We start from the raw sequence: 22915 nt of genomic DNA, 5'->3' as shown, positions 1-22915 counted from the left end.
AGGCTTTCGTATAAGCTTTTTTCACACGCCCGTTTGCAGCCGCACCTTTGACATATCAATTGGGTAATGCCCCTACTGAATGTCAACCATGAAACTTTATCTGATTATGAACACGCTGAAATGGCTACTGGCCACTGCCCTGACGTTTGCTACTGGTTTCTGGATTGTCACTGAATCCAAACAAATCGACAATCGCCCGCCAGCTACGGTAACTGTGCTAAACGGAAAGGCCGTTCCGATCAACACCAACGATTTCGCCCAGTTTCGGCGACAGATTATGCCCTTGATTGAGGAGATGGCCCAGAAGAAGGTGGTTTCGTTGGGCGAAGGCACTCATGGCACGAGCGAGTTCTACAAGGTTCGCTACTGGATCACCAAAATTTTGGTCGAGGAAAAAGGTTTTACCAACGTAGCGTTCGAGAACGATTACGCCGACTCGTACTTGCTCAATCAAGCCCTCAAACAGGGCCGCACCGACTACGACGCCCTGATGAAACAGCACCTGATTGCGATCTGGCGCAATGAGGAAGTGAAAGAACTGCTTACCTGGATGCAGACGTACAACAAAACGCACAAACGGCCGATCAGTTTCGGCGGGTTGGACCACATGTTCATGAAACCCGACGCTAAAGCTTTGACGCTTGTAACAAATTTGTTAAATAATAAATTAATCAATGTGCAATGTGATCAGCTCCGACAATTAGCTTCTGCTCGCGACTCAATGTGGTATAACTCGAACCGACGTGAGTATAATCTTTCCGATACGGTATCGAACGAGAATATGTTATTAGCATACGAAGCTGCACTTCGCATTGACAAATTAACTCGCCCCATTAAACTTTCATCTGAACAGCGTAGTACGATAGCCAGGCTAACCGAAAACATCCGGATGCAGTGTGAGGGCGGCTATACATATCTGAAAACTGGTCGCGGCCGGGGCAACCGCGACAGCGCAATGGCGGTAATGGCCACGCGAATTATGGCGAAACCGGGTGATAAGCTCATTATCTGGGCGCACGACGCACATGTGTCTCGTAAACCTGTTTATAATAACTCAGTCGGCGGTATGGGGGGCTTTATTGAGCGCAAGTTGCCAGGTCAATACTTTGTGCTGGGTACGGGTACAGCGAATGGCACGTTTGCCGCCACAGACGATCAGTTTATCACCCATGCCAGCCAGATGAAATCCTTTCCATTAGAAACGCCCGTCGATACGTTGTGGGAAACCCAACTCGCCAAAGCCGATGCACCCGCATTTTACGTCAATGGAGTCAATTGGAATAAGATGAATACAAACCTGTCAAATCGAGTAATAGGCTATGGTTCAGATAATGGTAAACGCAGCCATGACAAAAGCTCTCCGTTGAACCAGATGTACGATGCGTATTTGTTCATTCGCAACACCAAAGCCGCGACGTTTATACCGTAGGGAATTGTGATACAGAGATGCACAGAGACGGCACGGAGGCACACGGAGAAATTTATTTATCTCACTTTGTGCACTCTATGTCGTCTCTGTGCATCTCTGTGTAATAGAAATCTTCCCTATTTTTGACAAAATTACTCGACCTGACCGAATGGCCACCGCCAAACCGCTATACGAACGCTTAAGCAAGAACATCACGGCCTACCCGCCTGAAGAAGCGCGGGAGATGGCGTTTATGTTACTCGATCACTACTTCGGCCTGCGCAAGACTGATGTACTCACTGACAAACCCCTGCCCCCTAATCGCACCGAACCCGACTGGTTCAAAATACTGGAGCGACTCAACCGACAAGAGCCGATTCAGCATGTGATTGGCACCACGATTTTTTGCGGATTAGAGTTCGAAGTGTCGCCCGATGTCTTAATTCCCCGACCTGAAACAGAAGATCTGGTGCGGCTGATTATGCACGACTTTGCCGACCGTACTGATGATGTGCCTATCGTAGACATTGGTACCGGAAGCGGATGCATTGCCGTTACGTTAGCGCGGTTTCTGCCCCAATCGGTCGTAACGGGTTGGGACGTTTCTGACAAAGCGCTAACCCTGGCGCAACGTAATGCCCAGAACCTCAAGGCCGACGTTACGTTTGAGCTTCAGGACATTCTGAACGTACCGGCCGATTACACGAACAAGTTTGACTGTGTAGTGAGCAATCCACCTTACGTAACCCGTTCCGAAGCCGCCGGTATGGATCGTAACGTACTGGATTACGAACCCGGTCTCGCCTTATTCGTCGAAGACAACGATCCACTGGTTTTTTTTAAGGCTGTTGCTGATTTCTGCGTTCGTCATCTGACGAAAGATGGGGCTTGTTACGTTGAAATTAACGAACGTTTCGGCGAAGCTACTCGTGCGGTTTTTGCCGAACGTGGCTTTACCAAAATTCAGGTGTACAAGGATATACACGGCAAAGACCGTAGTATCCGGGCTACTTTTTAGTTGATGGGTTTTTCGTCCTCAGTTTAGGGGTAACTACCCGTAAGCTGAGGATGAAAACGGAAAATTTGCACCAATGCAAGCAGCGACATCATTTACCTACCATACTAAAATCCGCGAAGTGTTCAATGAGATGAGCCAGGTCGTGGTTGGACAGGATCGACTGCTCAATCGGCTGCTGATTGGGCTGTTCACCGGTGGGCATATCTTGCTGGAAGGCGTTCCTGGCCTGGCTAAGACATTGACCATTAATACACTGGCTAAAGTCCTGGAACTGGATTTCCAACGTATTCAGTTTACGCCCGATCTGCTGCCCGCCGATTTGATCGGTACCATGATTTTCAATCAGAAAACGGCTGAATTCGAAGTCAAACAAGGGCCAATTTTTGCGAACCTGATTCTGGCCGACGAGGTGAACCGTTCACCGGCGAAAGTCCAGGCGGCTTTGTTGGAAGCGATGCAGGAAAAACAGGTAACCATTGGCGAAGAAACGTTTGTACTCGACCGCCCGTTTTTGGTATTAGCGACACAAAACCCCGTCGAGCAGGAAGGAACGTATCCCCTGCCCGAAGCCCAGGTCGACCGTTTCATGATGAAAGTCTTTGTGGACTACCTGAGCAAAGAAGATGAACTGGAAGTGATGCGTCGGATGTCGAATATGAACTTTGATTACGAAGTTCAACCCGTTTTGGGTAAAGATGACCTGGTCGCCATTCGTGACGAAATCAACGGTATCACGATCTCCGAAACGCTCGAACGTTACATCATTGAACTAGTCTTTGCTACGCGTCGCCCGATGGAGTATAACCTACGTGACGAAGCCCGTTATATTCAATTTGGCGTATCGCCCCGCGCTAGCATCAACCTAAACTTAGCCGCGAAGGCATTAGCGTACTTTGACCGACGCGATTATGTTTTGCCAGAGGATATCAAAGAAGTGGCGCCGGACGTGTTCAACCACCGCATCATGCTCAATTACGAAGCCGAAGCGGACGGCGTTACCCCTTTGCAGGTCATTGATTCTATTCTGCGGAAGGTGGCTATCGGGCGCTAAGCTGTACAACCTGATTCGTTAGATTTGCATAAAGATACGATACGCTGTAAACGATGATTACCGACATCTCCCAGCTCGACCCCAAAGGAACGTACACTTACGCCGATTACCTGAAATGGCAGTTCGACGAAAGCGTTGAGCTCATTAAGGGAAAGATATACTGGATGTCTCCAGCGCCGAAACGAATGCATCAAAGCGCGTCGGGTAACTTATCGTACATCATTCGTCAACACCTTGATGGTAAAAAATGTCAAGTATATGATGCACCTTTTGACGTACGATTGCCAGTTCAGAACAAGAAAAAGCCCGAACAGATTTACACGGTTGTGCAGCCTGATATCAGTGTAATTTGTGATCCGGCCAAGTTAGACGACGACGGTTGCCTCGGCGCTCCGGATTGGATTATCGAGATTACGTCGCCCCGCACAGCCAAGAAAGATTTCGATGAAAAGTTTCACCTCTACGAGCAATCGGGCGTCCGCGAATACTGGATCGTACAACCGAAGGAAAAAGCCATTAATGTGTATACACTCGAAAACGAAGAGTACGCGTTGGTAGACATCTACGAATCAGAGGAGATACCGTGCCGCATTTTTCCGGATCTCATTGTGGCACACAGTCGAGTTTTCGCATAAACCGGCACGGTGTGTCTATGAAATCGAGCCACCTATTTCTGCTTATCGCTTTCCTGCTTGCCGGTGGTTTATGGTTCTATGGAACGTACGTTGCCTCACCTCGTCCCCCTCATCGCCGACCGCCAGGGACAACATCGCCCGGCAACCGACGCGTTGAGAAAACGGATGCTGAGTGGAAGTCTATGTTGACACGAGCCCAGTACAACGTAGCTCGGGGGGGCGATACCGAGTGGCCTAATAGTAGTCTGTTAACTCACGAACACCGCCGGGGCATGTATGCCTGCGTTTGCTGCCATAATCCGTTGTTTAACTCAAAAACCAAGTTTGACTCGAACACCGGCTGGCCAAGTTTTTACGCACCGACCGTGCCAAACGCAGTCTATACGGAGCCTGATGGCAACCGCACAGAGGTTCGTTGTTCGGTTTGCGACGCTCACCTGGGCCACGTATTCAACGACGGCCCCGACCCTACCGGTCTGCGGTATTGCCTGAACGGCGTGGTGTTGGTATTCAGGCCAGCCAACTAGAACTGGAAGTAGATAAATTGGTTCGAGGAGAACACGCCGAACAGGTACGTCACGAACGTAATCAGCACAAAAAGCACCGCAAAACGTAGGGTATTCCGGGTTGGAATGTACAGATAAAAGTATTCTTTCACCAGCAGAAACCCAATCAGAAATATACTGAACCACATTTCGGTTGTGTTCAATGGGCTGTCGATACGTTCGGTTGGTGAGAGAGTGGCAATACGCTGTAGAATCAGTAAAGCATCGCTGAGCGTTCTGGCCCGGAAGAATACCCACGTTAGCATAATCAGCACGAACGTAAACAAGACGTTAAAGACCACTCGTACTGGCGATTTTCGAGCCTGCGTATCATGAACGGGTGAAGTTACTTTCTGGGGCGGAACTGGTAGTAAGCCCAACCTTGCCAATAACTTATCGCGCAAAACGGCCAGGATCTGATAAACCCCATTCAGGCCGCCCCAGATAACGTAGGTCCAGTTAGCGCCGTGCCAGAGCCCACTCGCCAGAAACACGATCATCATATTCAGGTACTGCCGGACTTCGCCTTTGCGGTTTCCACCTAGTGGAATGTATAAATAATCGCGGAACCAGGTCGAGAGCGAAATATGCCAGCGTCGCCAGAACTCCGAAACCGACTGCGCAATGTAGGGCGTTCGGAAGTTCTCCATTAGGGTAAAACCCATCACCCGAGCGGACCCAATGGCAACATCGGAGTAGCCCGAAAAGTCGCAATAAATCTGGATGGTATAAAAGAAGGTGGCCGCCAGCAGCGTCAGGCCGTTCTGTTCGGCGGGGTGACCGTAGGCATGGTCAACCAGGATGGCCAGCCGATCCGCAATGACAAGTTTTTTAAACAAGCCAAACGCCATCTGCATCAAACCAGCCTTTACGTTCTCGGCATCGTAGGGAAAAGTTTTGTGAAACTGCCACAATACGTTCTGCGGTCGTTCGATCGGCCCAGCCACCAGCTGCGGGTAAAACATAACATAAAGCGCATAAATACCAAAGTGCCGCTCGGCTTTCTGATTACCCCGGTACACCTCAATGGTATAACTCATCGCCTGAAACGTATGGAACGACAGGCCGACCGGCAGAATGCTTTTAGGGTCTTTGAAGGAGGAGACCCCGCTTTCGCCAAAAACGTGCAGCACTTTCACGAACAAGCGGTTACCCAGGCTCATCACCTGGTTAGCTAGCTCCGGCATATGTATCGTTTCAAAAAACCACGATACGTTTTCGGTGAAGAAACCGAGGTACTTAAAGAAGGCCAGGATGCCTAAATTAGAAATCAACGACAGAATCAACAGCCACCGTCGTGACGAACCCGTCGTTTTCTCAATCCAGATACCGGCAATGTAATCAATGACAATGGTGAGAAAAAGGATCAGAATGTACTCTGGCTTGAGCACCATGTAAAAGTAGCAACTAGCTACCAACAAGAGTATCCACCGACCCTGCCACTTTAAACTGAAGTAGCTCAGCGTAATGACAATGAAAAAAAGTAAAAACTGTAACGAGTTAAATAACATACAAGTCAGGCCTGCGTCACGGTTTTGGATCGACGCAGGGCGTTCATAGCCTGAATGGCGTAATACACGAAACCAACGATTATCGCTACCTCGATGGTGTACTCGAGTAGCGCAACAGGTTTCAACAAGGCGGCAATTCGCTCGTAAAAAGGTTGGCCAAGCCGCCACCAGAGCGACGGATGTATGGCCGCCAGTATGTTAAAAACTACCAGCCATACACACTGAGCCGACCGCCGAAAGTCGACCAAGGTAAACATTAATGGCAGCATAAACACATAAGCGTAGTTACTGATCGCATTTTGCTGAACGACAGTCATAACACTGTAGACCAGAACTACAATGAACGGCAAATAGTCCCGATAGCGCCAGTCGGTATGCCAGGTGCGCACTAACCAGACGCCCCGCAGCATAACTAATAACGTAATGACGAGGCTGAGCCACTTCCAGATCGCACTAGCCGACCGGACTTTATCCGTCAGTATAGGGTTTAAAATTGAACGCCAGTTAGGTGCCTTGAGCACATCACCTTCGGAGGCCTGCTGTTCCAGAAACAACAGGCCCGTCTTCCAATACAGGAACGCTAAAACAGGTATAATGACAATTAATAAACCAGCGACAAAACGTGCGGAGAAGCGCAGGTCATCAATTTTCAACAGAAACACGGGCATGAGTAACAATACAAACACAACCTTAGTCGAAAGCATGCCTAAACCTAGTACCAGCCCAGCGATGAAAGGTCTTGTCTGACCGTGCTGATTTGGTTGCATGAAAGGAATAGCCAATAACGCCCATAACCACACAAGCACGTCTTCCTGTCCACTGAATACGCACATCACGAACGGCAAAGGTAATAAGTAGTAAAATAGCACCCTGAATATCCGTTCGCCTTGGGCATCCTGCGCTCGATAGAAGCGATACGTTAGGTGAGTTGCCAGACCTTCCACGAGTAACATGGCAAACACAACCATTCGAGGGTCGCGCCAGATGGCCAGAAAGGGAGCCAGCCAATAGCCAAACAAGGGCGAGTAGCCACTGTACACATCCCGGTACGGAATACCGCCGTCCAATGCCGTCAGGCTTATGGGGTAGTAGTAATAGGTTACATCTGACTGAGGCATGTATCCCAGAATGATGTATACACCCAGGTACGGCAGAAAGCGCAGTACCAGCCAGAAATATAGCAACCATGGACGATCAGAAGCTCCTAAACGCTCCTCCAGCCACGAGCGCCGACTCATGACAAGAACCAATAACAGAGCAAGTATAACCGAAGCAGCCAGCTTTACGTAAACAATAAACATAGTAGTAAAACTAAGCTGTTTAGACTAAGGGCGCAGATAATGAGGGCTCCGCCAGTTGCTCCTGACCGGCGGCCAGGTGGAACTGCTTCAAAATTGTTCGCAACAGATAGAGCAGTATGCCTAACTCTACGCATTGGATAACGTAATCGACCCATTCGGTCGGGCGATTGATAAGCGCCCAGGTATTGTATAGTTCCTGCCCGTTATAAAGAACAGATAGTATAGGTTGTGCAATAGTCAATATGTTTAAGAGGGTGAAAGCAATCCAGACGCGGGGTCGGTTGTCAACTGATAAAACTACAAACACCAACGGCAAGGTGTACGTGAACAGGTAATAGCCGGGTGAACTTGGTAAGCAGACCATAAACAGAGCAAACGTAAATACGTACAGTAGCGGCATTAACTGGCGATACCCCATCGTCCGGAAACGATGACCGATAAACGAGGCTCCGCCAATTGTTGTCAGCAAACCACACCAGTTGAGGTAGGTCAGCGGAACCCGATCAAAATATATACCAAAAAAAGGCCGTAGTACACTGACTACATTAGGCGTCATGGGTAGTGATGAATGCTGAATAGGCATCAGAAAATCCATGCCGACCAGCGCATACAGAATCACCAGACTTGGCAAGCCCACCAGCAGTAGGCCGGCTACGTATTGAAGGCGATTCGGCACAATAAAAAACAATGGGATCAGGAAAACCACCAGCATAAACTTAATGGTCAGCATACCAATACCCCATATGACGCCTACCCACAAACTAAACCGACGCGTTTCGGGCAAGGCCAGGGTTATCAGCCCAAATCCCCACATCCAAAGGTCCTCTTCGCTACTGAGAATCATGGCCACAAAAGGCAAGGGAAGCAAGTAGTACAGGACATACCAGACAATAGCCCCGTTCATCCGGTTTCGGTAATAACGAACCGTCGCCCGCGCAATAATAAACTCGGCGACAGCCATCAACAGAACGATAGACTTGGCACTGTACCAGATAAGCAAGGGCAAGCTGATAAAGTAGCCGAACAAAGGCGCGTGATAAGACAGGAAGTCCCGGTACACTAATTTACCTTGCAGGGCCGCCTGAGCTTTCCGGTAAAAAAAGTCGACGTCGCTACGTGGGTCCTGGTTCATGACTACGTAGACTGCAACAAATGGTAATAAGCGCAGGAGCAGGAAAGTCAGGTAGATAGTTGTTGTTTCATGACGCTGAAATACGGGTTTTAGCCGTTCACGGTTATAAAATACCAACAAGACAGCCATTGCCAAGCCCAGGGCCATTGCCACTTTGACTAATGAAGTAGCCTCGAATGAGATCATAAATAATCGATTAGATCGGAGGTAGATGTTTATTCTATATGTTAAGGTGCCAATAGGCTGGTTTTATACTTACAATGACCCACTTATGAAACGGGCAGTTGCAACGTAGCCATTCATGAATGAAAGCTCATCAAACTGTCTGCCAGAAAGAGGTTCCTGCGTAATCCAATACATTGTTAAAGGAGTCGAAAAACACACTTACTTGCAAACGCCAGAAGACCCGCATCGGGGCGGGCTTCATAATCGATCCAGACTCGGTTTAGTGCCATCTTGGTTTGTACGTAGCGAGACGCAACACTTACACAATCTGCTTTGGGACAAGCGGTTGTGTTCTTACACCATCTATCCCCACAAGCGGTTGCCGTTGCTGCTCCCGAATCACTTCTCGCACAACGTACAAAGGCCGCCCTTTCGTCTGAAAGAATATGCGCAACACATACTCACCGATCATACCGAGGGCAATCAGTTGAATACCGCTGAACAAAATAATAACTAATAAGGTAGCCGTAAACCCCTGCGGTACATCGCCGTAGTAATATTTCTTTATGAGCGTCTGGATTAGGTACAGAATCGCTACCCCGAGGGTAAACATACCCATGCGCGTCACGATCTTAACGGGGTACTCGCTGAAGTTAAAAATGCCGTTGTAAGCCAGCTTACGAAGCATCTTGAATGAGTATTTGGGCTCCCCAGCCACTCGGGCATCACGCTCATACTCAACGCCAACCTGCCGAAACCCAATCCAGCTTCGCATCCCACGAATAAACCGGCTTTCTTCAGGCATCTGGCTTAACACATCCGCCACCCGTCGGCTAATCAGCGAAAAATCTCCGCTGTCGAGCGGGATGTTTACGTAGGAAATCGACCGCATGAACCGGTAAAACGAAGAGTAGGCCAATCGTTTAAACCAGCTCTCTTTCCGCTTTTTTCGTACGGCATACACCACATCGTAACCTTCCTGAAACTTCTGGTAGAACTCGGTCAGCAATTCGGGTGGGTCCTGCAAATCGCCATCGATAATGAAGAGTGCTTCGCTCGCTCGGGCAATGGCGATACCGGCTGTTAATGCAATCTGGTGGCCGTAGTTCCGTGATAAAAATACGCAGTGGTAACGCGCATCTGTCAAGGCTAATTGCTGCATGAGTACAGCCGTATTGTCCCGACTTCCATCGTCGACCAACACCACCTCGATGGACAAGGGGGATGCATCCATTACGGCATTAAGCCGGGCAACCAGATGAGGAAACGAATCCGTTTCGTTGTATAACGGGGCAATAATTGAAATCTGTGGATCTGACAAAGTGCTAACGATAAACGGTTGTCAATAAGCAAAAGTAAGCCTTTTTGGTATTGCTATTTGGTTTCTTGAGTAATCGTTATTCGCCGGTTACTAAAACGTACGGGCTGACCATCAGGCGAGGGTATCAGCACGCCAACCTGATAGGTATTTGGATAGAGTGTAGCGTTGATCACCTCTGCCTTTATTGTTGATCCGGCCCCCATAGACCAGAACGTAGCAAGGTCATAGGGAACTTCTGATGCGAACAGGTAGGTATGTTGTTTTGACTGAACGATCAGAGCAGCTGGCCTGACCAGAACCGGCGTTGTTCCCTCAACCGTATTGACTATATAACTGTAATCGGTTGCTTGTCCGTTGATGGCTACGTCGAGTTTTCCATCTGATTTTGCCTTAGCATCGCTCAGTTGTTGCTCGTAGGGCGTGTAGAAGGCATCTGGGTAATGATATATGCCTCGTTTGACCGTCTCAGTCATCGCCCGGTTGACTAACTCCGCAAACGGGGTGCCCACGGTAGCCCCCAGACCGACATTATTGTGTTTCTGGTTAAAGGCATTTGTCAGCAATTGCTGTTTACGGAAGGCTATTTTCGGCAAGCGCATAACGTACGACAGGCCCCAAACAACGATACTAACAGCTAGGCCAACCCGTATCCATCGGTTCACGCTCCGTTCGTTTCGACGCTCACTCAGTACGTTGATATATAGTAAAACAACTAATACTGCCGGATACAGCATATAATTGCTAATCAGCATGACCGAATAACCGAAACGGGGGCGAAAAAACGCAACAATAACAGCATTAACCATTAAGAACGCATAGCAACCTGTAAAGAAATAGCGTCGCTTCCAGAGCGAAGCGGACGTCCGATCGGTGGCTATATACGTATTCGCATAACGACGCAGGAGTGGTTCGTTCATTCGCCAGAGTAGCCATAGCATTGTTGGAATCAACACAAAACCGGCCAGCGTGGGCAACACACTACGCCAAACAATATCGGTAGTGGATATAAAATCGAACAGAGCTCCGGTAAACGTAAAGAATCCCAGAAAGACCAGGTGTGGATGCTTGAGAAAAAACGTAAAGCTGCTCTCATTACCCTGCGGATTCTGAAAATCATGAAAATAGAACATAATCGTTGCTGCGCCCAACGTAAGCCAGATCCCCAGCCGCCCCCAATGTCGTTGCAGCGCTAATACAACCGCCCCAGCTACCCAGCCAAACAAGCCGTTACTCATCGAAAATGAAGCTAATAACTGTACGCCCGTTGCAGCAACAAAGCGATTACGGCCCACACCAGCCAGCAAATACATGGTGGCAAATGCCATAAACACAACAACCTGATGTTGTAAGGCCGTGATGGCCCAGGTACTAGTCAGATGATATTGGGGTTGCAATAACAAAAACGGTACGGGCGCAAACGCCAGCAGCGACAAATTAATGGTCTTGAAAACACGGTAAAACAGATACAACGTACCTAACAAAAACACATAAGCGGCAAAAATTAGCCAACGAAAATTCACCGTGCCCGTTAGCTTATACATGACCACCGTAATGAGTTTAGCAATCAGAATGCGGTGTTCGTTGTTGGGGCGAATCAGCAAATCAAATTTCTGACTTACTGATCCAGCATCTATATAATCAACAATGAAGTTCAGAAAAGTATCGACATCATCCATCCACGGAACGTCGACCACGTAGGCCAGCAGCAATACCGTAAAGCAAACAATGGGTAAGGCAACAAGCACAAGAGCCAGTCCCTGCGAGCGGGTTGACGCTAGTGATTGAGTGCGAGCAACAGAGACTAGGTTCATACGGTTAGCGTGCCGACTGACTTGATACGTTCTGTAAAGTAATGGTTTTCTTGTGGAAATAATCGGCCCAGCAACGGTTCCATAGGTGTTTAGGGTCGGTCTTAATATCTTCCAGAAACAGCGAGGCTGGGTAGTTCTGCAACGGGGCAATCTCACTGGCAGCACCGCTCTGAGCAGCCAGTTGCTGGTAACGCTGTTGCATAGCCTTGTCATATTCAGCCGCCCGACCACTCAACCAATCGCCGTATATCATAGGCACAACGGGCCCAATGCTAGCCATGACAATTGCCCAAACAACGGCCAGCACCGCCACCGGTCGGGCGTAGGCCTGCCACCGGTCAGACTGCACACGCGTCCTTAAGGCAACCACCCACAGCGTTAGGTTATACCCCCAAACCAACCAGAAAACGAGGTTTATCAGATTAATCAGCCGAGCTATCGGTGGAATGCCAACGCCGTAAAAGTGAAGCGAAATTAGCGCTACTATCGTTGCGGCTCCATGCAACAATCCTAACAGCGGATGTAACCGTAGGTAGGCAGGCAACGGCCGACCCGAAGAACGCGGCCCGACTAATTGCCAGGCAATTGGCACATATAGTATGGAAAGCGGTAGTAAAGGTGTTAAAAACACTTGGTGGGCCACGTAGCCAACGCTGTACCGTAGCGACGACACCAGCGTCAAGGGGATGTTGCTGCTATTAGGATTGCCCCCCATCCGGATCGCATTGCCCGGTGCTGACATCAGAAAGTAGCATGAGATTAACCCAACACTCACTAATAGTAAGGTAGGCACAGTTAGCCTACGCTCTTGTATAAGCTGCCCTAAGGCAATGATGCCCAACAACGACATTACTGTTACCATAGTCATCTCACTGGCTCCAACAATGGCGGCAATTAATAAACATTCAGCTAGTAGATAGCCGGGGAACAGGCCAAATCCTCGCCGTTGGTGCCCCAGCAACGTAGCCAGTAACAACATAAACAAACCACTTGATAATCCGTAGCTAGCCATGCCGGTATACCAGTAGAGAAACTCGGGTAAGCCGGCCATTGTCGACATAAAGCCGATGAACAAACCCGCGGCAAACGCCAATCTGGTTCCGGCTCCAAAAGTTTTATACAACCACTGGTTCGCAAAAACATAAAAGCTTAGCAGGATAATGGCCAGCAGAACAACCGGATACACCTTGTAGCCACCGTACCAACCAATCACCAGCGGGTTGGCATGAACCAGAAAATTGTGAAAGAAACGGCCCGTCCATCCATCGTAATAGAACCGTTGTGCCTGCCAGAAACCATATTGCAGGACTGTGTTGGCAAAGCAGTAATCATCGGCGGGCGATGGATGATTGTAAGACGCCAGGACGACCAGCGGCACAATCAGCACAATGGCGAACCCTATCAGTAAGAAAGCAACGAAACGCGGCCAGGGCGTAGAAGTAGTCATCAGAAACTATTAAGTCGAAGTAGGCAACCGGGCTTCAGCTTTGGTTAACCGGCTGTTTAAGAACGGATAAACGAGCACCGTAGCCAGAATAACAAGTGTTCCCAGGTAAAAGCCTAAGGTCATCCGCTCCGCCGTGCCAAAAAACAGAACGGCCAGCAGGATACCGTAAACCGGTTCCAAATTTACGGTCAAGATGGCTAGATATGGTGAAAATTTGCGTAAAAGGCGTATAGCTGCTGAATAGGCATATACCGTACAGACTAACGACAACACCAACAACCACAGCCACTGCAGAAACGTGTTGGGAACGAACTGGATAACGCGGTTTGCTTCCAGCGGATCGGCCGCTTTTACCACTAGCCACATACCAAATGCGCCAACCGATGCACCCATCATTTCGTAGAACGAGATCACGAGGGCATCGAGTCGTTGCGTAAAGCGACTGTTAATGATCGTAAACAGCGATGAAAGCATGGCAGAAAACACCGCAATGGCCAGCCCAACTACCTTATCAAACTCGAACCGAAAAATAAGGTAAAGCCCCGCCATCACCACCGCTCCCATGACGACTTCGATCGGGCGCACCCGCCGACGTAACAGAATTGGCTCGAGAAAACTGGCCCAGAGTGAGCTGGTGGCCATTCCTGCCAGACAAACCGATACGTTGGCAACCCGGGCAGCCAGGAAAAACGTTACCCAGTGCAGAGCGATAATACCACCCGTGGCCAGCAACCGCCAGCGATCAGCCGATGGTACGCGGATGGTTTGCTTTCGGGCCATTAATACCGCTCCCATACCCAACACGGCTAATACCGTACGAAACAAAACGACCGCCGATGAATCGAGTGGCTCCAGCAGCTTCCCCAGTATAGCCGTAAAACCCCAGATCAAAACGATGAAGTGAAGTTGTAAGTAATCAGCAAGAGAAGGCGAACTTTTCATAAACAAAGAGCGAAATGGGACCGCCGAAGTGGAGTAAATGAGCAAATAAAGTAGCTACTAGGTATTCGCTCCGCTTCGGCGGTCCCATTTCGCTCATTAACTACCTCGGAATAGTATTATAGAGCAATACCCCGATGGCCGCAAAAATAGCGTTTGGCAGCCAGACTGCCACTATCGGGTTTAGGTTGCCCGACTCGGCGATGCCTTTAGCCAACATGAAGAACAACAGATACGTAAACGCCAGAAAGAAACCTAGCGCCACTTGCCAGCCCACCCCCCGTCGACTTTTACGAGCCGACATGATAACCCCAATAACGGTGAGAATAATAATGGCAAATGGCCGGGTATCACGGCTGTATTTTTCCAACAGATACGTTTCAACCCCGTCGGCCCCGCGGCTTTGCAGTAAGGCAATGTGCTGATTGAGCTCGGGCAGGGTTAGGGTTTCGTACATGTTGAAGTGAGAGCTGAAATCGTCGGGTTTCAGATTCAGCGTAGTATCCAGCCGGGTACCGGGCGTGAGCGTTTCGCGCAGGCCGTTGATATTACGAATCTTGTAATCATACACCGCCCATTTCTTTTTCTTGGTATCCCACTCAATATGGTCGGCAGACAGTTTTTGCTTTAGCTGATTGCCCTCTACTCGCTCCAGCGTGAATTTATAACCGGTGTTACTCAGGTTATTGTAGCTTTCTAAATACGCGTAGGTATTGGGGGCAATCTTAAGGTGAACATTACGTCCCGAATACGTAAAGGCATCGTTGATGTACTCTTCTTCAAAAGCAATCCGGGTTTTGTTCGCCTTCGGAATGATGTAGTTGACCATGAAATAGGTCAATACAGCCAGCACCGATGCGCCTAACAGATAAGGAAACAACAACCGGATGAAGCTGACTCCGCTACTGAGTATGGCAATGATTTCGGTACGCGCGGCCAGCCGGGATGTTAAAAATACAGTCGCAATAAAAACCATTAATGGACTAATGTAATTAGCCCAGTAAGGAACAAAGTTGAGGTAGTAATCCCAGAGTATCTTGCTGCCGGGGGCATGGTGCTTGTGAAAGTTGTCTACCTTCTCGGTGTAGTCAATCATTACGACCACCAATACAATGACGAACACAACGAAGAGATACGTCTGTAAGAAGCGTTTGAGTATATACCAGTCGAGTAATTTCATAATAATTGGTAAGCGGTACGTCGTTACTGATACGTGTCGGTCAGAACTCAATGCCTGACGTCGGCACCTGCATCAGCCTACTCGTTAATTAACTAACAAATTTTTGGCGACTTCGTGGCTAACGAACACCATCCGGCCACTATTGATCTGAACGACCACCGATTTATCGAAGGCGTTAATCTCCTCAACCGTTACTGTACAACCAAGCGTTAGTTTCGAATGATCGAGGTGTTGCAGAAACTCTGCAGAATGCTCCAGCACAGCCATTAAGCGGGCTGCCTCACCGGTTCCTACTTCTGATAGTTTGCGGTAGCCCATTTCAGGCATTTGCCCGGCGGGTGTCGGAATCGGGTCGCCATGCGGGTCAAACTGTGGGTGCCCAAGAAACGTGTCGAGCCGTGCAACTAGCTCTTCAGAACGGATATGTTCCATTTCTTCGGCAATGTCATGGACGGCATCCCAGCCAAACCCAAGCTTCTCCACCAGGAATACTTCCCACAGTCGATGGCGTCGGATGATTTGCAGCGCCAACCGCTCTCCTTCTTCTGTCAGCCGAACACCCTGGTATTTTTTATAATGGATTAACTGTTTATCAGCCAGTTTACGTAACATATCCGTCACTGAGGCAGCCTTGGTGGCGGTCATTTCGGCCAGCGCATTCGTGCTTACCTCACCTTCCTGTCGGGTAGCGAGGTAATAAATGGTCTTTAAATAATTTTCTTCCGTGAACGAATGCATATACTGTACTACTTACCCTAAACGGCTAAATACGGTGAAACAGTTTAGGGGCAAAGGTAGTTTTTATGTTAAACTTTCTAAAAATTTAGGGTAGTCTAAAAATTTATTTCAACAATCCTTATCTTCGTTGCGTTGATAGAGAATACAGTATGGAAGTAATGAATACAACGATGAAAGGCTGGCGGCAGGAAAGCGGGGCAAACTCTTTAGGAGATGTTCACAGTTCCGTTCGTGTTCCGGCGAATAGCGGCTTCTTTAAAACATTAATGGCCTATGCGGGTCCCGGTTTAATGGTAGCCGTGGGCTATATGGACCCCGGCAACTGGGCAACCGATATTGCGGGCGGTGCCCGGTTTGGATACCGACTTTTATCGGTTGTCCTGATCTCGAACCTCTTTGCAATCTTGTTACAGCACCTGGCGCTTAAACTTGGCATTGCCACCGGCCGTGACTTGGCCCAAGCCTGCCGCGACCACTTCAGCCGTCCCGTCGCTGTTGGCCTGTGGCTGCTGGCCGAAATTGCTATTGCAGCTACCGACTTAGCCGAAGTCATCGGATCAGCTATTGCCCTCAACCTGTTGTTCGGACTACCGCTCACGGTTGGTATCCTGATCACTGCTCTGGACGTATTGTTGCTATTATACTTACAGAACAAAGGTTTCCGGGTGCTGGAGCGTATCGTTGCCAGTCTTATTTTCCTGATTCTGGTTTGTTTCGGCTATGAATTGCTGGTGTCTAAACCAGCTGTCAGCGACATATTGGGCGGATTAATTCCTAGTCAGGAAATCGTTACAAATCCTGGCATGTTATACATCGCCATTGGCATTTTGGGAGCCACCGTCATGCCCCATAACCTGTATCTGCATTCGAGCATTGTGCAAACGCGCAACTTTAGCCGCGATGATGCAGGCCGCCAAAAAGCCATTAAGTTCGCCACCATTGACTCAACGGTTTCGTTGTTTCTGGCGTTTTTCATCAACGCAGCCATCCTGATTTTAGCAGCTGCCGCCTTTCACTTTTCGGGTAACCAGAACGTGGCCGACATCACGGATGCTCACCGGTTACTCGACCCGATTTTGGGTGTTAAACTAGCAGGTATTCTGTTTGCCGTGGCTTTGCTGGCCTCTGGTCAGAATTCAACCCTGACGGGTACGTTAGCGGGCCAGATTGTGATGGAAGGCTTTTTGAATCTGCGCCTTAAGCCGTGGATACGCCGACTCATCACTCGCCTGGTAGCCATTGTTCCGGCCCTGGCCGTCGCTATCATCTACGGCGAAAAAGGCACCAGCGACCTGCTGGTCTTGAGCCAGGTGATTTTATCACTACAGCTCAGTTTCGCCGTTGTGCCTTTGGTGTCGTTCACCAGCGATAAATTGAAGATGGGCCGCTTCGCGAATCCAGCCTGGATGAAAACCGTCTCCTGGGTGGTGGCGGTAATTATTATTGGTTTGAATGCATACCTACTTTGGGACACCATCCTTTAAGGCTACTGATGAAGTATTACTTCATTAGCGGGTAGCCATTTTTCTGAAGAAGCAGGCCGGTACGTCTACCGGCCTTTTTGTTGTACTATCGGCGCACGAACGCTGTAGGAAACTCGCCAATGACCGTCTTCTTTGTGGGTTGAAAATAGACTTTTTTATAGTATATAGTGTAGATAGGATTCTAGTCCTTAACAATTTGATAATCAAGAAAAGGTATCGTTTTAGTGTGCATTAATGCAACTTAAAAGAAAAATAATCCTCTGTAACACACCTCCTCAGCAATAGCAATTAGTACTATATCTATAAATTAAAAACCTGTGCGTATTATTACGCTTCACCAATCATACAAGTAGATAAAGCCATCGGTCTTCCTACACAATTCTTTCAGCGTAACCTCCTTTGTTCACTCGTAAACTATCTTACTATGTCTAATTTTTTACTCAATTGTCCACCAGGCCGGTTTCGACGTTGGGTGGCACTTGGTCTGTTTATTCTAACTTCTCAACTGAGTTACGCTCAGACATCAGTCACCGGCAAAGTGACCGATGCGGCTACCGGCGATGCACTAGCTGGCACGACCATTCAGATAAAAGGCACCAACACCGGAGCAACGACCGACGCCAACGGGCAATATCAGCTAACGGTACCAGCGGGTGAAAAAACACTGGTTTTCTCGTTCATTGGCTATCAGCCTACCGAAGTTGCCGTTGGTAACCGGAGCGTCATCGACGTTAAGCTCACGGCCACCGACAACGCCCTGAGCGAAGTCGTCGTGGTAGGCTATGGGGTGCAGAATCGGCGCGATGTCACAACAGCCATCGGCTCAGTGAAAGCGCGCGACCTGGCTAACCAGCCCGTGGCCAGTTTTGACCAGGCGCTGGCGGCAAAAATTGCCGGGGTTCAGGTTACCCAAACGTCAGGAGCTCCTGGAGCCGGCTTGTCTATCCGGGTGCGGGGAACGGGCTCAATCAGTGCGGGTAATGATCCGCTGTATGTCATTGATGGTATTCCTCTTTCGCGGGATACGAAATACGCAACGGGTAGCACCAATACGCAGTTTCCGGATAACCCGATCAACGTACTAAGCACCATCAATACCGACGATATTGAGAGCATTGAGGTGTTGAAAGACGCATCAGCGGCAGCCATCTATGGGTCCCGAGGCTCCAACGGAGTGGTTCTGTTAACGACAAAGCGGGGTAAAGAAGGCAAAACGACCATCAGCTACGACTCCTACGTGGGTGTTCAAAACGTATCGAAAAAGATCGACATGATCAATGCGTATGAGTACGCTCAGTTAAGTTACGAAGCCAAAAACAACGCCTACCTGGACAGAAATCCTACCGGCAAGCCAACCGATCCTAACGACGTTAGACGACGGGGCGTGGGTGCACCAAGTACAGAAATTCAACCCGAAATTGTACCCTATCTGTCGGGCCAGCCGGGTTTAACAAACACCGATTGGCAGGATGCTATCTTCAGAGCAGCACCCATCCAGAACCATACGCTTTCTATCTCCGGTGGCAAAGACAATGTGAAATTTTATGTGTCGGGCAATTACCTCGATCAGCGGGGCGTAGTAATTAACTCGGGCTTTAAACGCTACAGCGCCCGGGCCAACGTCGATGTCAAGTCGGGCCGTTTAACGGTTGGCGTTGGCTTTAACCCAACGTATTCGTACCATGACCTGGTGAAGGCCGAAGGACCGTATCTGGGCGAAGGCATCGTGGGCCTGGCGTTACAGATGCCGCCTATTTTCCCGGTCTACAATGCCGATGGTTCTTATAACTGGCAGGCTAACGCCTGGGGTTACGGCGCTACGTCGATTTTAAACCCAGTTGCCATTGCCAATCAGGTGAGCGATAAACTCAGCCAACTGCGCTTGCTGGGCAATGCCTATGCTCAATATGAGATCATTGAAGGGCTATCATATCGACTCAGTGTTGGCACCGACATCAACAGCTTTCAACGGGATTACTACCGGCCATCAACCCTCGAAGTACGCGACCGTAAAGGACCCTCTGTACCGACTGGTTTCTCCAGAGCGCAGAACTTCATCAACTGGCTGGTCGAACATACGCTGAACTACAACAAGTCATTCGGCAACCATAATATTTCGGCCTTAGCGGGCTTCTCGTCGCAGAAAGATCGCCGAACCTCGAACGAACTCACGGCGACGAACTTCCCCAACGATCTGGTTCAGACCCTGAATGCCGGGCAGGTAACTTCGGGCGGTTCTGACATCCAGGAGTGGTCGTTGCTTTCGTATCTGGGTCGGGTGCAATATGACTACAACGGAAAATACCTGGTATCGGCAGCAGTTCGGGCCGACGGCTCATCGCGCTTCGGACGTAACAACCGGTGGGGCTACTTCCCGTCGGTATCAGCCGGTTGGAACGTATCGCAGGAATCGTTCATGAAAGGCGTATCGTGGCTGAGCGACCTGAAATTGCGCGGTAGCTACGGCCTGACGGGTAACTTCCAGATTCCGAACTACGGCTCTTTGAGCTTACTCTCGTATCAGAATTACGTGCTCGGCCCCGAGACGATAGTGAGCGGGTTGGCTCCTGGCAACTCAGCCAACGACAACCTGAAGTGGGAAAAAACGGCCATGCTCGACCTCGGCTTGGACGTTACCTTCTTTCAAAACCGCCTGAACTTTTCGTTTGATTACTACAACGCCAATACGTCGGATCTGCTACTGAACGTACCGGTTCCCCGTGCGTCGGGTTTCAGCACCGAGCTGCAAAACATTGGTAAAGTAAACAACCAGGGATTTGAGTTTACCCTGGGTACCCGCCAGACCTTCGGCCGATTCCGGTGGGAAGCCAGCGCCAATCTGGCTACGAACCGCAATAAAGTAGTGGCACTTGGTTCCTCCGGCGATCCTATTATTGTGTCGGGTGGTGTTGCGGGTGCCCAGTTCATCACGCAAATCGGTCGACCGATTGGTGAGTACTACACGTATGTTTATGATGGTGTCTATAAAAACCAAGCGGAGATAATCGCTGATTCTGGATTACATGTCCCTAGCACCCGACCTGGCGATTTCAGGTTTCGTGACGTTAGTGGTGGTCCAAATGGAAAACCCGACGGCAAATTCGACCTCAGCAGCGACCGCACCGTTACGGGTAGCTACTTTCCTAAATACACGTTTGGGTTTAACAATACTTTTGCCTTCCGGGGCTTCGACCTGGGAGTAGCTGTGCAGGGTGTGCAGGGCCACAAAATCCTGAATCTGCTCCGGCGCTACGTGTACAACATGGAAGGAAATGGTAACCTGTTCCGGGGCGCACTCGACCGCTGGCAGTCGCCCGATAACCCCGGCAACGGCTTAGTAAACCGGGCGAACCGGCTGGCATCGGGCTCTAATGGTGAGATTTCGACCTGGCATATTGAAGATGGCTCGTACGTGCGCATCCGTACCATTACGTTAGGGTATGCCTTACCGAGCAGCTTATTACAAAAAGCCCGCATAAGCCGCGCTCGAATTTACGTAACCGCTCAGAATCCGTTCACCTTCACTAAATACCTTGGCTACAATCCAGAAGTCAACAGCCGTCCTGACAGCGCCCTTTCCTCAGGGGAAGATTACGGAACGTATCCCCTACCCCGCACCACATCTGTCGGCATTAACCTTTCCTTTTAATACGCCATGAAAAAAATCGTTCTTTCCTTCGTCTTCGTGGCTTCGCTCACCGCCTGCCAACGCGACTTTCTCGATCTCAAACCCTTGGCGCAGCCGAGCGTCGATAACTTTTATAAGACGGCCAGCGATTTCGGCACGGCTGTTAACGGCACGTATGATGCCATCCAAAGCGGTAGTCAATACGGGGGCGACTTCAATACGTTGATTGAAACGCGCAGCGACAATGTGCTGGACAACGATCCATCTTCAAACGCAGGCTTGCGCTACAATATTGACCGGTTCACAGAACCAACGACCAACAGCATTGTACAGAACACCTGGGGAAGTCTGTACACCGGCATTAACCGGACCAACCTGATTCTGGACAAGATTGACGGTGTAACGATGGATGCCGCGTTAAAAAACCGGTACAAAGGTGAAGCGCAGTTTATCCGGGCGTTGTCCTACTTCAATTTAGTACGCCTGTGGGGCCGGGTGCCCCTCGTGTTGAAAGCCGCTGGCTCGACCGCCGAGACCCGCTCGTACGTGCGAAACGAGGTAACGGAGGTCTATGCAGCCATCGAAAAAGACCTGACCGATGCCATCGCTAATCTACCCGCCAGCTATACCGGTGCCGATATAGGCCGGGCTACGTCGGGGGCCGCCCGGGGTTTGTTAGGGAAGGTGTACGTAACCGAAAAGAAATATGATCTGGCTGTGGCTACCTTGCGCGATCTGGCCACGGGCACTACGTACCGATTGCTGCCTAACGTAGCGGATGTGTTCAGCGTGACCAATAAAAACAACGCTGAACTCTTGTTTGCCGTTAAATACCGGAAAGGGGGCACGCAGGGCGAAGGACATAGTCAGTGGTATGGCACCAGCATCGGCGACAACATCGAGGCATCGCTGCGGGCCGCTTACCCAGCTGGCGACAAACGCCAGCCGCTAACCTTGCAGGTACCGGTTCCAAGTGGCCTTAACGTTGTTCCCAGAAAATATTACGATGAGTTATCGTCGACCAACGACGTGGGCAACGATTTTCCGGTACTACGCTTTGCCGATGTGCTGCTGCTGTATGCCGAAGCCCTTAACGAAGTGGGCTATCAGGCCGACGGGGAAGCCTTTCGGGTGCTTAATCTGGTCAGAAGCCGGGCGGGTGTTGCGCCTTACACGGCCGCTCAGTTAGCCACGAAAGAAGCGTTCCGGGCGGCCGTGATCAACGAACGGCGGTTGGAATTAGCCCTCGAAAATGACCGCTGGTTTGACCTGCTCCGTACAGGTACGGCGGTAGATGCCCTCAAGGCGACAAACATCACGATGCCTGCCTACCGCGTATTATATGCGATCCCGAAATCAGAAATTGATACGTATAATAACCCAACTGGTTTCCCTCAAAATCAGGGTTATTAGTAAGTTAATGAACTATGTGCAGCAGATGCCGAACAGTTTCGGCATCTGCTGATCTTTCTAATCTATAAGAATCTGTTTGAGTTAGCAATGTTGAGCGTTGAGCGAAGTTTCAAACTTCGCTCTGGCGTTATCCGGTCTATGACCGGAGTAATTTGATATTCCGGTCACAGACTGGGTAACGCTAAAGC

The 22915-nt window shown here is 49.6% G+C and carries 17 protein-coding genes; 8 read left to right on the top strand and 9 right to left on the bottom strand.

What is annotated here, in order from left to right; all coding sequences use genetic code 11:
• Positions 1-88: 88 nt before the first annotated feature.
• The 5 genes from ACFSUS_RS08545 to msrB all read left to right on the top strand — a co-directional run bounded on the left by ACFSUS_RS08545 (position 89) and on the right by msrB (position 4639).
• A complete protein-coding gene (locus ACFSUS_RS08545) occupies positions 89-1429 on the top strand; it encodes an erythromycin esterase family protein (protein WP_381521548.1) in 1341 nt (446 codons plus the stop codon).
• A gap of 148 nt (positions 1430-1577) precedes the next feature.
• Complete coding sequence (prmC, locus tag ACFSUS_RS08540) at positions 1578-2426, top strand: peptide chain release factor N(5)-glutamine methyltransferase (RefSeq protein WP_381521547.1); 849 nt, start codon at positions 1578-1580, stop codon at positions 2424-2426.
• Positions 2427-2499: 73 nt separating this feature from the next.
• Positions 2500-3477, top strand: a complete 978-nt coding sequence (locus ACFSUS_RS08535; protein WP_381521545.1) for an AAA family ATPase — start codon at positions 2500-2502, stop codon at positions 3475-3477.
• Between the two features lie 53 nt (positions 3478-3530).
• A complete protein-coding gene (locus ACFSUS_RS08530) occupies positions 3531-4112 on the top strand; it encodes a Uma2 family endonuclease (RefSeq protein WP_381521544.1) in 582 nt (193 codons plus the stop codon).
• A gap of 17 nt (positions 4113-4129) precedes the next feature.
• The gene (msrB, locus tag ACFSUS_RS08525) at positions 4130-4639 is read left to right on the top strand and encodes a peptide-methionine (R)-S-oxide reductase MsrB (protein WP_381521542.1); all 510 of its coding nucleotides are present in this window, start codon (positions 4130-4132) and stop codon (positions 4637-4639) included.
• Here the strand turns inward: msrB and ACFSUS_RS08520 are convergent.
• The 9 genes from ACFSUS_RS08520 to ACFSUS_RS08480 all read right to left on the bottom strand — a co-directional run bounded on the left by ACFSUS_RS08520 (position 4636) and on the right by ACFSUS_RS08480 (position 16202).
• Complete coding sequence (locus ACFSUS_RS08520; protein ID WP_381521540.1) at positions 4636-6168, bottom strand: MBOAT family O-acyltransferase; 1533 nt, start codon at positions 6166-6168, stop codon at positions 4636-4638. The genes msrB and ACFSUS_RS08520 overlap by 4 nt on opposite strands.
• Before the next feature lie 5 nt (positions 6169-6173).
• Positions 6174-7469: a hypothetical protein gene (locus ACFSUS_RS08515; protein WP_381521538.1), complete on the bottom strand. Its 1296-nt coding sequence runs from the start codon at positions 7467-7469 to the stop codon at positions 6174-6176.
• A gap of 19 nt (positions 7470-7488) precedes the next feature.
• On the bottom strand, positions 7489-8787 hold the full coding sequence (locus ACFSUS_RS08510; RefSeq protein ID WP_381521536.1) for a hypothetical protein: 1299 nt from the start codon (positions 8785-8787) through the stop codon (positions 7489-7491).
• Positions 8788-9085: 298 nt separating this feature from the next.
• Positions 9086-10087: a glycosyltransferase family 2 protein gene (locus ACFSUS_RS08505; RefSeq protein ID WP_381521534.1), complete on the bottom strand. Its 1002-nt coding sequence runs from the start codon at positions 10085-10087 to the stop codon at positions 9086-9088.
• Between the two features lie 53 nt (positions 10088-10140).
• Positions 10141-11898, bottom strand: a complete 1758-nt coding sequence (locus ACFSUS_RS08500) for a hypothetical protein (RefSeq protein ID WP_381521532.1) — start codon at positions 11896-11898, stop codon at positions 10141-10143.
• A gap of 4 nt (positions 11899-11902) precedes the next feature.
• A complete protein-coding gene (locus ACFSUS_RS08495; RefSeq protein WP_381521530.1) occupies positions 11903-13345 on the bottom strand; it encodes a hypothetical protein in 1443 nt (480 codons plus the stop codon).
• 9 nt (positions 13346-13354) lie between these two features.
• Positions 13355-14287 carry a DMT family transporter gene (locus tag ACFSUS_RS08490; RefSeq protein WP_381521528.1) on the bottom strand — a complete coding sequence of 311 codons (933 nt, stop codon included), beginning with the start codon at positions 14285-14287 and terminating at the stop codon, positions 13355-13357.
• 100 nt (positions 14288-14387) lie between these two features.
• Positions 14388-15464: an LptF/LptG family permease gene (locus tag ACFSUS_RS08485; RefSeq protein ID WP_381521527.1), complete on the bottom strand. Its 1077-nt coding sequence runs from the start codon at positions 15462-15464 to the stop codon at positions 14388-14390.
• Positions 15465-15548: 84 nt separating this feature from the next.
• On the bottom strand, positions 15549-16202 hold the full coding sequence (locus ACFSUS_RS08480) for a metal-dependent transcriptional regulator (RefSeq protein WP_381521525.1): 654 nt from the start codon (positions 16200-16202) through the stop codon (positions 15549-15551).
• 149 nt (positions 16203-16351) lie between these two features.
• On the opposite strand from ACFSUS_RS08480, the gene ACFSUS_RS08475 reads away from it, so the two are divergent.
• The 3 genes from ACFSUS_RS08475 to ACFSUS_RS08465 all read left to right on the top strand — a co-directional run bounded on the left by ACFSUS_RS08475 (position 16352) and on the right by ACFSUS_RS08465 (position 22727).
• Positions 16352-17686, top strand: a complete 1335-nt coding sequence (locus tag ACFSUS_RS08475) for an Nramp family divalent metal transporter (RefSeq protein ID WP_381521523.1) — start codon at positions 16352-16354, stop codon at positions 17684-17686.
• A gap of 424 nt (positions 17687-18110) precedes the next feature.
• Positions 18111-21335, top strand: coding sequence for a SusC/RagA family TonB-linked outer membrane protein (locus ACFSUS_RS08470; protein WP_381521521.1), 3225 nt, complete (start codon positions 18111-18113; stop codon positions 21333-21335).
• A gap of 6 nt (positions 21336-21341) precedes the next feature.
• On the top strand, positions 21342-22727 hold the full coding sequence (locus ACFSUS_RS08465; RefSeq protein ID WP_381521519.1) for a RagB/SusD family nutrient uptake outer membrane protein: 1386 nt from the start codon (positions 21342-21344) through the stop codon (positions 22725-22727).
• Positions 22728-22915: the final 188 nt, after the last annotated feature.

Source organism: Spirosoma soli, from assembly GCF_042684525.1.
GTDB classification, from domain to species: domain Bacteria; phylum Bacteroidota; class Bacteroidia; order Cytophagales; family Spirosomataceae; genus Spirosoma; species Spirosoma soli.
This window is presented reverse-complemented; position numbering and strand designations above follow the sequence as displayed.